Genomic DNA, 12,176 nt, shown 5'->3' on the forward strand with positions numbered 1-12,176 from the left:
AAATATCATACATCTTGTGCTAAGATAATATGGATTTATAGGCCGCCTTAGCTCAGTGGTAGAGCACTTCCATGGTAAGGAAGGGGTCTCGAGTTCAAGTCTCGAAGGTGGCTCCAGATGTATCTTTCACCCTGTCCTGCACGGGGTGTTTTTTGTATTTGAACTAGCGTACTATAGAAAGACACTGGTATGAATACACACACTCAAAAAATACTTATCGTCGGGGCGGGTATCGCCGGACTAGCCTGCGCTATCATGTGCGAAAAGCATGGCCTCGACTATGATCTCATAGAGCGCAGAGGGGTCTCGCATCCACAGGGATACAGCGTCACACTCCCGCCTGCGGGGCTCGATGCACTCCGTACACTTGGTATCTACGAAAGTATTGCACCACTCAGTTCCTCTGTTGACGGCGTATTACTTGCCTCAGAAGCGCACGAGGCTACTCGTAGCATCGACTTTGGGCGCAATCGACTCCAGGTGAGGACGGTTCGACGCGCGGACCTTCATGCAGCTCTACTTGCTGAGCTCACGAAGCCAGTTCGCTACAATACAGCAATAGGCTCATGTCAGGCATCAGAAGATGGCGTGACCGTAGAGCTTACGACAGATAAACAAGCTTCGTATCGCCTCGTCGTCGGTGCAGATGGGCTTCATTCACACATACGTACTCTCATGTCCCCTTCTGCACAGGCTTCACCTACGGGAGTGGCTTTTTGGACGTGCTTCATTCCCGAGCCACTGCATACGCGATTTAGTACAACGCACATAACGCAGTATTGGCAGCATGGTCACTTTGCCGGTATCTTTCCTTTGCCTGGTGGGGCGAATATCGTGCTCAGTACCCATCTACCTGCTACAATCGACCTTCGAGACATCGACATATCACAGCTTTTTGGCAACATGTCTCCCGATATCGATGCAGTACTTGCCAATATTGATCGTAACGCAATGTACCAAGGGCACTTACATGAGGTGAAATTGGCGCACTGGCAACGATATCCCTATGTCCTTGTCGGCGATGCAGCTCATGCAATGATGCCGGCAACAGGCATGGGGTCGACAGCTGGAATTCTAGATGCGATTGCACTCACGGATGCTCTAGTCCGGCATCATGATACCCATACAGCGCTCAAATCGTATGAGGCAAGCCGTGTCGTGTCGTCCAAGCGGGCGCAAACTACATCACGCCTCATCACCGAAGCCATGCTATCAACAGGCATCGCGGAAACAATCAATCAAAAAGCCGTCCAGTTGCTCCCGGACAGCTTTTTCGTACGTATATTTCGCTAGTCTGCTATTTTTTGCGTGGCGTGCGAGTCTGCTTTTGGGCAGCTCGATGAGCATCGAGCGGGAGCAATATGAACGATTGTAACAATGCCCATGCTACTGCGTTGAGTATAAACACAGCGACACACACAAATGCTACAAGCAAAATGCGCTGGCCCAGATCATAGTTGATCAATCCCACGATACCGGCTGCCAGTATCAAGATAGCGGCAGAGGCAGCATAACCATGCTGCAGTTTCTGGCGAGTGTCGTATGACTCGTCCCATCGGAGAAGTGATGTATGAAATGTTTTGGCCATATACTTTTAGTTTAACACTTTTATGTTGTTTAGTCAATCATTCCACCTCTAGGCTTGAAATATATTGCCAAGTTTTGTATACTTATTCAGGTTACGCCGCTTTAGCTCAGTTGGTTAGAGCAGCTGTTTTGTAAACAGCAGGTCCTGGGTTCGAGTCCCTGAAGCGGCTCCACGACGAGATGATGATACTTCATCGTTTCGTGTATGGAAACAATGCCGGAATCGTGTAGTGGCAATCACAGGAGACTGTAAATCTCCCGCCTTTCGGCTTCGTAGGTTCGAGTCCTACTTCCGGCACCAAGTTTAAGCCCTGCCCTTGCGGCGGGGTTTAAACTTGGTAGCGCAAAGTCACGAGAACCTACGAAACTTTTGCAGAACAAAAGACGTAGAGTTCGGCGCAGAGAGCGAAGCCAAAGAAAGCGCGAAGCATTTTCTTTAGCGAGTGAACAAAGGAGCGAAACGAAGTGGAGTGATGCCCTACTTCCCTCAGTTTTTTACAAATGACTCGCTACTCTATAGCCCTCATAACTTCTGTCTCCTGCCGCTACCTCCTCAAGCTGCGCCGGAAATTTGTCAGGTTCGAACATAGCACGCAACTCTTCTGTCTCGGTGTCTACTTCTAGAACCCTCAATTCGCTACCTACGAACTCATCGTAATTCACTTTAAAGACGACATTCCCTTGAGTATAGTTGAACGAATATCGATTTTTCTCAACTCGTAGCTGGGACGATTTCAGCAGCGAATCATATTCATTTTGTATCAAAGGTCTTTTCTCAGAGCTCCTTTTGCCACTCTCTGTCGTCTTGGCAATCAAGAGCATTTGAATTGTCCCGTCATCATAAACCTTACGGACGATTTTCTTTTCGGTGTTCTCATCAGTCTCAATCCAATCAGTTGGGAAATTGCATCGCACAATATCGTTACCATCAAGAATTGTACTATCTAGATTATGCACGATAAATTTACGAGCGTCATCAGGCGCGCGTTCCACTTCTTGCTTACTTTGAGATAAAGATACATGTGTCATATCGGTACTATAGCACGTGGATTGCGCACTCTACATGACCACTTTGCGTGGTTGCTTGACAGTCTTCGTCACGCCAACAGGAGCTTTTGGCGCCAGGAGTACTTTCATCTCTTCACGGGCGAGATCGGCTTGTTCTTGATTGCCATCTCGCTCGTAGGCATCTGCCAGGATACGAAGCGACTGGGGATTTTTGTGTCCATCGAGCTCTACGGCGAGCTGTAGTGACTCAATCACTTTCTTTTTGTGACCTAGCTTTTCTTGTACCTTGGCATAGGCAATGTGACGCGACGGCACGCCCTCTTCCATGGCTATTGCTTGTTCAAACGCAAGTGCTGCCTTGTCGTACTTCTCTGTCTCGAAATAAATCAGTCCGACATTGTGCAGACTCGACGCACTTGGCTCCAGACTCTGCGCAATCTCGAAGCACTCGATAGCATCGGGAAATGCCTGCTGCTTGGCATAGAGAATGCCAAGACGGTTGTACGCGGTAGCATTGCGTTCATCGACGCGGAGAATAGTCAGTAGCGCCTTCTCGGCACGAAGATACTTTTTGTCGCGAAGCGATTCTTGGGCGATATCCCAGAGGCGATCAAGTTTGTCGGCAAATTTGAGCTTTGTCTCAGAAGCCACTTCGTGAATCGTCTGGCGATGAAACACCACGGCGATACCTATAATTACTAGCAGGAGTAATCCAAACATTACAATTTATTATACCACAGCCCGGAGGAGCTGCAGTTTGATGTTGCCGTTTTGCTTGATGGCAATCTCTGCAGCCAGCAGCTTCTCGGTTTCGTCGCGAAGCTTCGGTGTAAATCGTGACTTCATGAGTGTTGTATATGTCACCAAACAGGCGTCGATAAACTGCAGCGCCTCATCACGCTTGTCACTCGTCTGTTTGATAACAACCAGGCGATCATATGCAGAACCCCCTACGTAGCGTTTCGCAAACTCAAACAGCTTACTGCGCCGTGCGAAATATCGCTCATCGCGCGCCAGTCTGGCTTCTTCGGACGCTATGCCGCCCGCCATGAAGCGGATGCGCGCTGCTTTGTCATCTGGCAACTGCACCGACTGATCACTTACAACCGTCGCACGTTGACAGCGTGAGCGAATCGTCTCAAGCAATACGTCTGGTGAGTACGTCTCGAGTATGAAGTGAAGATCGGGTCGCGGCTCTTCGAGCAATTTCAGTAGTGCGTTTTGCGACTGAACGGTCATGGCTGCGGCGTCGCGAAGTATCACGACCGTGCGTATGTGTGGCTTGGCCGAGCGTACAGCTTGCTGTAGGGCGCGGATGTCATCGATATAAATACCGGTACTTGTCTTGGATGTGTTAGGGTGCTCGTCAATACGGAGCACTTCGTCGGTTGGCTGCTGCCGCATGCTGTAGTATGCGCCAAGATCTTCGCCTGGAGTGCCACTGACTATCATAGCCTGCGGCAGCTCGGCCCCGCTCATGCCAATGCCTCACGAAACTCCGGTGGTATAGGCGCTTCAAACACTTTGCGTACCCCACCTGGAAGTGTAACTTCAAGCTTGTAGGCGTGCAGGTACATGCGGTCTGCCGATTCTTCGCCATAGACTTTGTCGCCTACGATAGGTGTACCAAGATATGCCATGTGCACACGTAGCTGGTGGGTGCGGCCGGTACGGGGCCTCAGCGCCACTAGCGAACGTGGAGCGCCAGACTCTAATACTTCGTACACCGTTTCGGCCGATTTGCCGCCAGCGTCGACTCTAAAAGTACTTGGTGCATTGGGGTTACGGCCTATAGGCAAGTCGATCTTGGCCTTGAGTTGCTCCGGTGTGCCGCTTACGACGGCCACGTATTCTTTTTTCGTAGTGCGATTGGTAAATTGTTTGCCGATAAGCGCCGCAGTCTCGTCGTTTTTCACCATCAGTAGCACGCCGCTTGTGTCGCGGTCGAGCCGATGAACGATACCCGGACGGTTTGTGTCTGCTTTGTAGCTTGTCTTAGGCTTCACGAAGTCGGCAGCGGTAAATTCTTCCACCATAGCGCCCTTGGCGTGTGTCAGCAGTCCAACGGGCTTATTGATAACAAGCACATTGTCATCTTCGTAGAGCACCGCTATATCTGGTGTCTCATACGCTACATCTAGTGTTTCTAGCGTAATCACATCGGTTGCTTTTACGGCATGTTTGGCAGACGTGTGTACTTCGCCGTTGACCAGCACTTCGCCGCGGGCGATGCGCTTCTGATACGTGCTGCGCGACTCGTCCCCAAATTGCTCTACGAGCGCTTGGTCGAGGCGCTTGGTCTGCGGCGCATCGCGGAGCAAATAGACTTCTTTGGCGCGGTATGGCAATGCATAGGTGGTGAGGCCTGTGTCGCCTGGGAGGGCGATGAGTTCATAGTGATGTACCACCCCGGACTCTTCCACCATGTCGTAGATGTAGTCTTCGTCGTCTTCGGCAGCGCTATCTATAAGTACCACGTAGTGTTTTTTGCCTACGGCGAACCGGATGGCAACGTTTTTGTCGTGTGGCTTAGATTTGGCGATGCGCTCGATGTGGCGTGGCATCACTTCATCGCCTACTTCGTGAAACAGTCGCAGTATGGCGACGAGATCGGAGGAATCAAATTTCATCGTATTCTTTCGGTGGCCTCAATCCAACTGCTCGTTGTACACGCAGCAGTGTCGCACCGGCTTGCTCGTTCATGGCGCGCTCAGATGCTTCGAGCTTAGCCACAATAGTTGCGCTATCGTACGTATCGTAGCTTTTTTGCAGATCGATCAAAAACTTCTGCATCTCATCGGCTACGATCTTCTTGAAATCACCATAACGGTCCATGCCTGCATATTGGCTCGCGACTTCGGCGACAGGTTTACCACGTAGCAATGCCAAGATGTCGAGTAGGTTTGAGATACCGGGCTGCTCGGCTGGGTTGTAGTTTACAGACGCCTTGTCATCGGTGGTTGCAGACATAATCTTCTTGGCTGCGGTTGCCGGTTCGTCACCCAGGAAGATGACACCTTTGCCTGTCTCGTCGCTTTTGCTCATCTTCTTCGTTGGATTTACAAGGTCCATGATGCGGAGGCCTTGCTCTTTGCCAAAGAACTCGTGCTGCGCTTTCACCGGTTCTGGCACGACAAATAGTTCACCGAAGCGGTTGTTCATACGTTCGGCGATATCACGCGCGAACTCGAGGTGCTGAGTCTGGTCATCGCCGACTGGGACGTATTTCGCGTCGTATAGCAAGATATCGGCAGCCATGAGCACAGGATAGTTAAAAAGGCCAACACTAATTTGCGAGTCTCCTAGTTTGCCCGACTTGTCTTTGAACTGTGTCATCCGGCTCATTTCGCCGAAGCCCGTAAAGCAATCCAAAATCCATGTCAGCTCGCTATGTGCTGGCACATAGCTCTGACGATAGAGATGAATATTATCGTCATCCAGTGGCAAGCCCGCAGCTGCATACAGCCGCGCGTTGTGTAGTATCTGTGCCTGCAGCTCGCTGTGATCGATCGGCGTCGTGAAGCTATGGAGATCTGGGATAAACATGTTCACTTGGTAATCGTGTGAGCGTGACTTCGCCATGTCGATAATAGGCAGCATCGCGCCAAAGTAATTGCCGATTTGCAAATCGTTGTTGGCACGCAGGCCAGTGAGGATCACGGGGTTTGTCATAATTACCTCTTATTATAGCATCTTTCTAAACTGTTACACCTCTGGATTCTGCGCAAAAAGCAAAGACCGTACTGCGTCTGCATATGGCTTACTACGATTGATCTCATGGGCTGCAACTATGGGGTACACTGCGACATTTGGATTGTGTTTGGCGAGTGTTTTGTAATATTTCTTGATGACATACGGGTCGAGACGACCATACACGAGTGATGTGGGCACTTTTGTCTCGATAAGCCATTCAAATGCAGACTGGTTCTCTATAGCCATCTCGATAGAACGCACTACACTGCGCATATTTTTGTCATCTACTACGAAATCCTCATCTATAAATTTGGCGCGGCGTGCGTAGTAGTTCAGCTTCTTTGTGAAGTCGGGTTTTTCGCGGAAATTACGCAGCATCGATTTGTAAAACGTCTCGCCATCTGGCAACTTGAATTTGTTGAACACGTAGCGTGGCTCGGATTTGTAGAGGGGCGTACTGCAGAGAATGAGCGATTTTAGACGTGCGGGGTACTTCTTGGCGTATTCTATAGCCACGAGCGCCCCCAGCGAGTGCCCTACGATGATGATATCACCGGTCACGCCGCATTTACGTAGTGTCGTATGGAGGCTGATTGCCTGCTCTTCGGCGTTGTAGCTGCGCCAATCCGGTTTGGGTGATTCGCCGAACCCTAGTAAATCGACGGCAATCACGCGTGACGAGCTGGGCAGATCTTTGAGTGCAAGGTTCCATACTTTGTGCGTACGTGCCAACCCATGAATCAATACGATAGTTGGTGCCTCTATGTCCGCGCCCGTACGATCCACACCCACATGCAGTGCATGCGGGATCCTCAGTACCTTGTGCACCAGTTTGTCACGTAACATACCCTCCAGTCTGACACCAAAAATCCCTATCGTCAATCGATAGGGATTCTGGATGTAGGCAAACGAATTAACGCTTACTAAATTGTTCACGCTTACGAGCAGAACGAAGACCGTATTTCTTGCGTTCTTTCTCACGTGGATCACGCGATAGCAGCTCAGCTTTCTTCAATGTTGGACGCAGATCGGCGTGACCAACCGTGATTGCTTTTGCAATCGCCAGTTTGATCGCATCCACCTGACCAGCTACACCACCACCACTCACGCGGACAGTGATATCGAAGTCTTTCTGCTTGCCAACAACAGCAAGTGGGTCGGTAATCTCAGCGAGAAGCGGCTTGTTGCCAGAGAGGTACTCTGCTGCCGGCTTATCGTTAATAGTCACGTTGCCCTTACCCTTGTATAGACGAGCTCGAGCTGTAGCGCTTTTGCGACGACCGAGACCGTAAAAGTATGTAGCGTCAGCCATATTACTTTACCTCAACTTTCTTTGGGGTTTGTGCGGTGTGCGCGTGTTCTGCGCCAGGAAACACCTTCAGGCGAGCCATGCGGTCGGCCTGGAGCTTGTTCTTTGGCAACATACCACGAACAGATGCTTCGATAATGCGCTCTGGGAACTTCTCGCGAACTTCTTCGAGGCGTGCATCTTTGATGCCACCAGGGAAACCAGAGTGGCGATAGTAGATCTTCTGGAGCTCTTTATCGCCAGTTACTGGCACGTCTTTGGCGTTGATGACCACAACGTAGTCACCGGCGTCCATATGCGGAGTGTAAGTAGGCTTACCCTTGCCCGTGAGCAGCTGCGCGATGACAGTGCTGAGGCGTCCAAGTGGAAGCTCTGTTGCGTCAATCAGGTGCCACTCGCGAGTGATTTCTGATGGTTTCTGAGAGTAAGTTTTAGAATTGACCATTACTTAGTCTCCTTTCCGGCAGGCTTGAGTTCGTCTACAAACTCAATTGTTGCCATCTGTGCAGCATCACCTACGCGAAGACGCGTGCGTGTCACGCGGACGTGACCGCTAGTGCGACCACCGAGCTGTGGGGCGATTTCGTCCACTAGCTTGTAGGCTGCAGCCTGTGTCGACAGGCCAGAGATGACCAGGCGACGGTTATGAAGGTCGCCCTTCTTTGCTTTTGTGATGAGCTTTTCGATGTAACGCACCAATTCTTTGGCTTTTGGCAACGTGGTTTCAATCTTGCCGTGCTCGACAAGGCTCGTCGCCAGACCCTTCATGAGTGCGCGGCGTTGGTCGCGCTCACGACCGAACTTACGCCCTTTGTATCCATGTCGGTGCATATTACAGTTCTAACTCCGCTAGTTTATCTTTTACTTCATCAAGGGCTTTTGAGCCAAAGCCTTTGAGTTCACGAAGATCCTGCTCAGTCAAAGTCACGAGGTCTTGGACGGTGCGGATTTCGTTGTTGATCAGCGCATTGGCTGTACGTGCTGTCAGGTTGAGCTCTTCGATAGGAGTGTTGAGCTCGTTAGCATCTTCGGCATCAGACTGACCGAGTGCAGGTGCAGCTTCGACAATCGTACTACCAGCCAGGGCTGTGTACTGATTAACCAAGATAGCCGCAGCTTCTTCAAACGCTTCACGCGGGCTCAATGTGCCGTCTGTGTCGACAGTGACTACTAGCTTGTCCAGGTTTGTTTCCTGACCAACACGAGTAGGGTCAACTTTGTAGCGTACGCGAAGTACTGGGCTGAACACTGCGTCGAGCGCGATGTGATCTGAGTGTACACGAGACTCGCTTGACTCTTCGATAGTGCGGTAACCACGACCTGCGTCGATGACGAGATCGATAGCGACAGCGCCCTTTGGATCATCAATTGTGCAGATAACCTGCTCTGGATTGATCACTTCTACATCTGCAGTCGTCTTGATATCGGCAGCAGTGACGACACCAGCACCCTTCTTCTCGAGGCGCAGCTCAACTGGCTGGTCGGCGTGTACTTTGACACGAACGTTTTTGAGGTTCAGGCTGATGTCGACGACATCCTCTTTGATCCCCTTTACCGTTGTGAACTCGTGCGTCGCACCTTCGATTTTGAACGAAACAATAGCGCCACCGGCGATGCTCGAAAGCAGTACGCGGCGAAGGCTGTTGCCCAGGGTGTTACCGTAGCCAGCGTGTAGTGGCTCGATGACAAATGACGCGCTCGTAGCCGAATGATCATCGACGCTTGCAAGTGCAGGGTTGTGAATAACTTTTGTCATTATATAGGCTCCTTACCCTTATCGTGAGTAGTACTCGACGATGAGCTGTTCGTTAATATCTACTTCTGCTTCTTCACGTTTCGGATTGCCCGTTACGGTAATCGTCAGTTTCTTTGCATCTGTCTTCATCCAGCTGAGTGGACCTTGTGTCGAATTGCCAATCACGTCGTTAATCTGTGTGAAATAGCCACTCTTGGTACTCTTTGGGCGAACTTCGATCACATCACCGGCTTTGAGGCGGATAGATGGGATGTCGACTCGGCGACCGTTGAGTAGGAAATGTCCATGGCCGACGAGCTGACGTGCAGCACGGCGACTGGTAGCAAAACCTGCGCGGTAGACTGCATTGTCGATACGGCGCTCGAGGAGCTGGAGCAAGTTTTCACCGGCCAGACCTTCTTTGCGGCTTGCTTCGTTCATAAGACGTGCGAACTGCTTCTCGAGCAGGCCGTATGTGCGGCGAACTTTTTGCTTCTCGCGGAGCTGTGTCAGGTACAGGCTAGGCTTGCCCTGGCGGCCATGTGCGTGTTGACCTGGAATACCAGATTTTCGCGCCATGATTTTGTGCGCTTTTGGATGCAGCGCGTAGCCTTCGCGGCGAGACTGCTTGACAATAGGAGATGTATCTCGTGCCATCGCTTATGCCCTCCGTGCTTTCTTAGGACGGACACCACCGTGTGGCACACCCGTCACGTCTTTGATACTGTCTACAGCGATGTCAAGATTGCTCATCGCGCGAATCGCTGCATCACGTCCAAGGCCCACACCTTTGACGAACACGTCGACAGTGCTTGTGCCATGGAGGCTTTTGACAGCTTCTGCAGCTTTTTCGGCTGCGACTTGTGCTGCATACGCAGTACCTTTTTTGCTTCCGCGGAAGCCACAGGCACCAGCGCTCGCTGCAGCGAGGACATTACCTTTTTTGTCGGTAAACGTCACGATTGTATTGTTGAATGTTGCTTGGATGTGCAGCTGACCAGCAGGAACTGATCGGCGTTGCTTCTTCCGAGCGGATGTTTTAGCGTCTGCCATAACTCTCTTGTTCCTTTCCTTTAGGTCTTGCTTGCTGCCTTAGGTTGTGTACCGCCGACCGACTGTGCGCGTCCCTTACGAGTTCGTGCATTCGTGCGGGTTCGCTGTCCACGTACCGGCAATCCTGCCTTGTGACGTAGACCGCGATATGCGTTCACGTCTTTCAGGCGCTTAATATTGTTTGTTACCAAGCGCTGTAGGTCGCCTTCCGTGGTGTAATCGCCGTCGACGATTTCACGAATACGCTGTTCTTCAGCCTCGGTGAGATCTTTCACCCGAGTGGTCGGCTCAACTTTTGCCGCCGCAAGGATGTCTCCAGCAAATTTCGGACCGATACCATATATATAGGTAAGAGCGATCTGAACTTGCTTCTCTGATGGGATGGTTACCCCAGCAATTCGAGCCATGCTTAACCCTGCCTTTGCTTATTCTTAGGTTTTTTCTTGTTGATGACACGGAGGCGGCCTTTACGGCGTACCAACTGGTCATCTGGGCTGATTTTTTTCACACTCGCACGAACTTTCATGAGCGTCTACAAAAACTCCCTTTCCTTAAATTTGATGCGTATTGGAGGCTTCCCTACGCGGCTGTGCGCACAGGTTCATCTCGCAGTCGGAAGCTGATACGGCCCTGTGTGAGATCATACGGGGTCATCTCTACTTCCACTCTATCGCCTGGTACCAGACGGATATAATGCTTGCGCATCTTGCCGCTGATGTGAGCGATAATTGTATGGCCATTCTCAAGTTCTACCTTGAATTTAGTACCAGGCAGTGCTTCCACTACCTTTCCTGTCATCTTAATTACTTCCTTTTGACTCGCCATAAATTACAATCCTAGATTATACAGTAAATTTTCGTAAGAGTAAAGCACTTTTAGAGCACTCCGCGTGAGGCACTCGATGCACGCGTTATAAACTTGTATTTATTGTAGCAAAATGTAAGCGTAGGTCAAGGCGTACCGCCTTCTATTAGAAATGATTATATTATTCATAGATGAGTTTGGAGGGCACACTCAACTCAAATTCAATTATTCTACTATAATTTTTATATTTACAATAGTAGGGTTAACACAGCTAATTATTAACAATTGGATTCGCTTACTCTACCGCAACGGCACGAATAGTAATACGCTTATCATATGTTTGCTGCGCGGGGATCCAGTTGCCAGTACAACTGATAAGATTGAGACCTTCTGCTATATCACTAGCCGACTCGGACATGCGTTTCATGCCGCCGTTATTGAGATCGTCAAGTGTCAGAGTCTTGACCTCTTGTACTTCGTAAGTAAACTTCTGGCCATCACCGCGCTCTACGGTAATCTCGTCGCCTTCTTTCATATCCGGCAGCTTCTCGAACACCCCGCCTTTTGTAGGGCCGCCGTTATGCCCGTCGAGCAGCAATGCGCTACTGCCGCTGCCCGGAGTAGCGGATTTGGTGTACCAACCCACGTCGTGAATGTTATGCGGTGTATCGAGCTCGCCATTTGCTTTTGTACCTACCGACAAGACCCTCGCTTTGTCGATACCGAGCGACGGGATTGATATATAACGCGGCTGATTTGGCGCAACCTTGTGACCCTCTGTCTGTACTGTAGTGACATCTGCTTCGTCGACTTCTGGATTTGCCGCAGCCAGGGCGACTGGCACAGGTGGCTGCTCACCTGTCGTGTAGTAGCGATAGCCATACCATGCACAAGCAGCCACTAGCGCTGCGCCGAGTAAGATAGAGAGCCATAGTCCGAAATGCGATTCGCTTTTTTGTTCGATACGCAGTCCAGTTACCATATACC

18 protein-coding genes and 3 tRNA genes are annotated in these 12,176 nt (G+C 50.6%); 4 read left to right on the top strand and 17 right to left on the bottom strand.

The genetic code is table 11. From position 1 onward, the window contains the following. Nucleotides 1-41 precede the first annotated feature (41 nt). Nucleotides 42-116 (top strand) — tRNA-Thr (locus GII36_RS02960). Nucleotides 117-189: 73 nt separating this feature from the next. Further along, nucleotides 190-1,293 carry an FAD-dependent oxidoreductase gene (locus tag GII36_RS02965; RefSeq protein WP_260764349.1) on the top strand — a complete coding sequence of 368 codons (1,104 nt, stop codon included), beginning with the start codon at nucleotides 190-192 and terminating at the stop codon, nucleotides 1,291-1,293. 4 nt (nucleotides 1,294-1,297) lie between these two features. Here GII36_RS02965 and GII36_RS02970 read toward each other — a convergent pair whose 3' ends face one another. Further along, nucleotides 1,298-1,588 carry a hypothetical protein gene (locus GII36_RS02970; RefSeq protein ID WP_260764351.1) on the bottom strand — a complete coding sequence of 97 codons (291 nt, stop codon included), beginning with the start codon at nucleotides 1,586-1,588 and terminating at the stop codon, nucleotides 1,298-1,300. A gap of 95 nt (nucleotides 1,589-1,683) precedes the next feature. Here GII36_RS02970 and GII36_RS02975 point away from each other — a divergent pair. After that, a tRNA-Thr gene (locus GII36_RS02975) sits at nucleotides 1,684-1,760 on the top strand. Between the two features lie 43 nt (nucleotides 1,761-1,803). Beyond that, nucleotides 1,804-1,888: transfer RNA gene (locus tag GII36_RS02980), tRNA-Tyr, on the top strand. A 194-nt stretch (nucleotides 1,889-2,082) separates the two neighbouring features. Here the strand turns inward: GII36_RS02980 and GII36_RS02985 are convergent. The 16 genes from GII36_RS02985 to GII36_RS03060 all read right to left on the bottom strand — a co-directional run bounded on the left by GII36_RS02985 (nucleotide 2,083) and on the right by GII36_RS03060 (nucleotide 12,171). After that, nucleotides 2,083-2,616, bottom strand: coding sequence for a hypothetical protein (locus GII36_RS02985; protein WP_260764352.1), 534 nt, complete (start codon nucleotides 2,614-2,616; stop codon nucleotides 2,083-2,085). Between the two features lie 30 nt (nucleotides 2,617-2,646). Further along, on the bottom strand, nucleotides 2,647-3,315 hold the full coding sequence (locus tag GII36_RS02990) for a tetratricopeptide repeat protein (RefSeq protein WP_260764354.1): 669 nt from the start codon (nucleotides 3,313-3,315) through the stop codon (nucleotides 2,647-2,649). 9 nt (nucleotides 3,316-3,324) lie between these two features. Beyond that, nucleotides 3,325-4,074, bottom strand: a complete 750-nt coding sequence (locus tag GII36_RS02995) for a DNA polymerase III delta subunit-related protein (protein ID WP_260764356.1) — start codon at nucleotides 4,072-4,074, stop codon at nucleotides 3,325-3,327. Next, nucleotides 4,071-5,225 (bottom strand): RluA family pseudouridine synthase, encoded by a 1,155-nt coding sequence (locus GII36_RS03000; protein ID WP_260762287.1) that lies wholly within the window; start codon nucleotides 5,223-5,225, stop codon nucleotides 4,071-4,073. The genes GII36_RS02995 and GII36_RS03000 overlap by 4 nt, the downstream gene beginning before the upstream one ends. After that, the gene (gene trpS, locus GII36_RS03005; RefSeq protein WP_260762289.1) at nucleotides 5,215-6,267 is read right to left on the bottom strand and encodes a tryptophan--tRNA ligase; all 1,053 of its coding nucleotides are present in this window, start codon (nucleotides 6,265-6,267) and stop codon (nucleotides 5,215-5,217) included. Before trpS ends, GII36_RS03000 begins: the two co-directional genes overlap by 11 nt. A 33-nt stretch (nucleotides 6,268-6,300) precedes the next feature. Next, nucleotides 6,301-7,134, bottom strand: coding sequence for an alpha/beta fold hydrolase (locus GII36_RS03010; protein WP_260762292.1), 834 nt, complete (start codon nucleotides 7,132-7,134; stop codon nucleotides 6,301-6,303). A 67-nt stretch (nucleotides 7,135-7,201) separates the two neighbouring features. After that, nucleotides 7,202-7,600 (bottom strand): 30S ribosomal protein S9, encoded by a 399-nt coding sequence (gene rpsI / locus GII36_RS03015; RefSeq protein WP_260762293.1) that lies wholly within the window; start codon nucleotides 7,598-7,600, stop codon nucleotides 7,202-7,204. Between the two features lies 1 nt (nucleotide 7,601). Beyond that, nucleotides 7,602-8,042 carry a 50S ribosomal protein L13 gene (gene rplM, locus GII36_RS03020; RefSeq protein ID WP_260762295.1) on the bottom strand — a complete coding sequence of 147 codons (441 nt, stop codon included), beginning with the start codon at nucleotides 8,040-8,042 and terminating at the stop codon, nucleotides 7,602-7,604. Beyond that, entirely contained in the window at nucleotides 8,042-8,428 is a 387-nt protein-coding gene (gene rplQ / locus GII36_RS03025; RefSeq protein ID WP_260762296.1) for a 50S ribosomal protein L17, read from the bottom strand. Before rplQ ends, rplM begins: the two co-directional genes overlap by 1 nt. A gap of 1 nt (nucleotide 8,429) precedes the next feature. Further along, nucleotides 8,430-9,353 carry a DNA-directed RNA polymerase subunit alpha gene (locus tag GII36_RS03030; protein ID WP_260762298.1) on the bottom strand — a complete coding sequence of 308 codons (924 nt, stop codon included), beginning with the start codon at nucleotides 9,351-9,353 and terminating at the stop codon, nucleotides 8,430-8,432. A gap of 18 nt (nucleotides 9,354-9,371) precedes the next feature. Next, nucleotides 9,372-9,989: a 30S ribosomal protein S4 gene (gene rpsD, locus GII36_RS03035; RefSeq protein WP_260762300.1), complete on the bottom strand. Its 618-nt coding sequence runs from the start codon at nucleotides 9,987-9,989 to the stop codon at nucleotides 9,372-9,374. A gap of 3 nt (nucleotides 9,990-9,992) precedes the next feature. Next, on the bottom strand, nucleotides 9,993-10,385 hold the full coding sequence (gene rpsK / locus GII36_RS03040; RefSeq protein WP_260762302.1) for a 30S ribosomal protein S11: 393 nt from the start codon (nucleotides 10,383-10,385) through the stop codon (nucleotides 9,993-9,995). Nucleotides 10,386-10,405: 20 nt separating this feature from the next. Continuing rightward, complete coding sequence (rpsM, locus tag GII36_RS03045; RefSeq protein ID WP_260762304.1) at nucleotides 10,406-10,792, bottom strand: 30S ribosomal protein S13; 387 nt, start codon at nucleotides 10,790-10,792, stop codon at nucleotides 10,406-10,408. 2 nt (nucleotides 10,793-10,794) lie between these two features. After that, a complete protein-coding gene (rpmJ, locus tag GII36_RS03050; RefSeq protein ID WP_023794230.1) occupies nucleotides 10,795-10,911 on the bottom strand; it encodes a 50S ribosomal protein L36 in 117 nt (38 codons plus the stop codon). A gap of 53 nt (nucleotides 10,912-10,964) precedes the next feature. Further along, nucleotides 10,965-11,210 carry a translation initiation factor IF-1 gene (infA, locus tag GII36_RS03055; protein ID WP_260762319.1) on the bottom strand — a complete coding sequence of 82 codons (246 nt, stop codon included), beginning with the start codon at nucleotides 11,208-11,210 and terminating at the stop codon, nucleotides 10,965-10,967. 274 nt (nucleotides 11,211-11,484) lie between these two features. Beyond that, nucleotides 11,485-12,171 (bottom strand): class F sortase, encoded by a 687-nt coding sequence (locus GII36_RS03060; protein ID WP_260762321.1) that lies wholly within the window; start codon nucleotides 12,169-12,171, stop codon nucleotides 11,485-11,487. Nucleotides 12,172-12,176 lie beyond the last annotated feature (5 nt).

The organism is Candidatus Mycosynbacter amalyticus, assembly GCF_025273655.1.
GTDB classification, from domain to species: Bacteria; Patescibacteriota; Saccharimonadia; order Saccharimonadales; family Saccharimonadaceae; genus Mycosynbacter; species Mycosynbacter amalyticus.

What these genes read in the sequence shown, in the direction of transcription:
- GII36_RS02965 (WP_260764349.1), top strand. Translation starts at nt 190, where the DNA reads ATGAATACACACACTCAAAAAATACTTATCGTCGGGGCGGGTATCGCC.
- GII36_RS02970 (WP_260764351.1), bottom strand. Translation starts at nt 1,588, where the DNA reads ATGGCCAAAACATTTCATACATCACTTCTCCGATGGGACGAGTCATAC.
- GII36_RS02985 (WP_260764352.1), bottom strand. Translation starts at nt 2,616, where the DNA reads ATGACACATGTATCTTTATCTCAAAGTAAGCAAGAAGTGGAACGCGCG.
- GII36_RS02990 (WP_260764354.1), bottom strand. Translation starts at nt 3,315, where the DNA reads ATGTTTGGATTACTCCTGCTAGTAATTATAGGTATCGCCGTGGTGTTT.
- GII36_RS02995 (WP_260764356.1), bottom strand. Translation starts at nt 4,074, where the DNA reads ATGAGCGGGGCCGAGCTGCCGCAGGCTATGATAGTCAGTGGCACTCCA.
- GII36_RS03000 (WP_260762287.1), bottom strand. Translation starts at nt 5,225, where the DNA reads ATGAAATTTGATTCCTCCGATCTCGTCGCCATACTGCGACTGTTTCAC.
- trpS (WP_260762289.1), bottom strand. Translation starts at nt 6,267, where the DNA reads ATGACAAACCCCGTGATCCTCACTGGCCTGCGTGCCAACAACGATTTG.
- GII36_RS03010 (WP_260762292.1), bottom strand. Translation starts at nt 7,134, where the DNA reads ATGTTACGTGACAAACTGGTGCACAAGGTACTGAGGATCCCGCATGCA.
- rpsI (WP_260762293.1), bottom strand. Translation starts at nt 7,600, where the DNA reads ATGGCTGACGCTACATACTTTTACGGTCTCGGTCGTCGCAAAAGCGCT.
- rplM (WP_260762295.1), bottom strand. Translation starts at nt 8,042, where the DNA reads ATGGTCAATTCTAAAACTTACTCTCAGAAACCATCAGAAATCACTCGC.
- rplQ (WP_260762296.1), bottom strand. Translation starts at nt 8,428, where the DNA reads ATGCACCGACATGGATACAAAGGGCGTAAGTTCGGTCGTGAGCGCGAC.
- GII36_RS03030 (WP_260762298.1), bottom strand. Translation starts at nt 9,353, where the DNA reads ATGACAAAAGTTATTCACAACCCTGCACTTGCAAGCGTCGATGATCAT.
- rpsD (WP_260762300.1), bottom strand. Translation starts at nt 9,989, where the DNA reads ATGGCACGAGATACATCTCCTATTGTCAAGCAGTCTCGCCGCGAAGGC.
- rpsK (WP_260762302.1), bottom strand. Translation starts at nt 10,385, where the DNA reads ATGGCAGACGCTAAAACATCCGCTCGGAAGAAGCAACGCCGATCAGTT.
- rpsM (WP_260762304.1), bottom strand. Translation starts at nt 10,792, where the DNA reads ATGGCTCGAATTGCTGGGGTAACCATCCCATCAGAGAAGCAAGTTCAG.
- rpmJ (WP_023794230.1), bottom strand. Translation starts at nt 10,911, where the DNA reads ATGAAAGTTCGTGCGAGTGTGAAAAAAATCAGCCCAGATGACCAGTTG.
- infA (WP_260762319.1), bottom strand. Translation starts at nt 11,210, where the DNA reads ATGGCGAGTCAAAAGGAAGTAATTAAGATGACAGGAAAGGTAGTGGAA.
- GII36_RS03060 (WP_260762321.1), bottom strand. Translation starts at nt 12,171, where the DNA reads ATGGTAACTGGACTGCGTATCGAACAAAAAAGCGAATCGCATTTCGGA.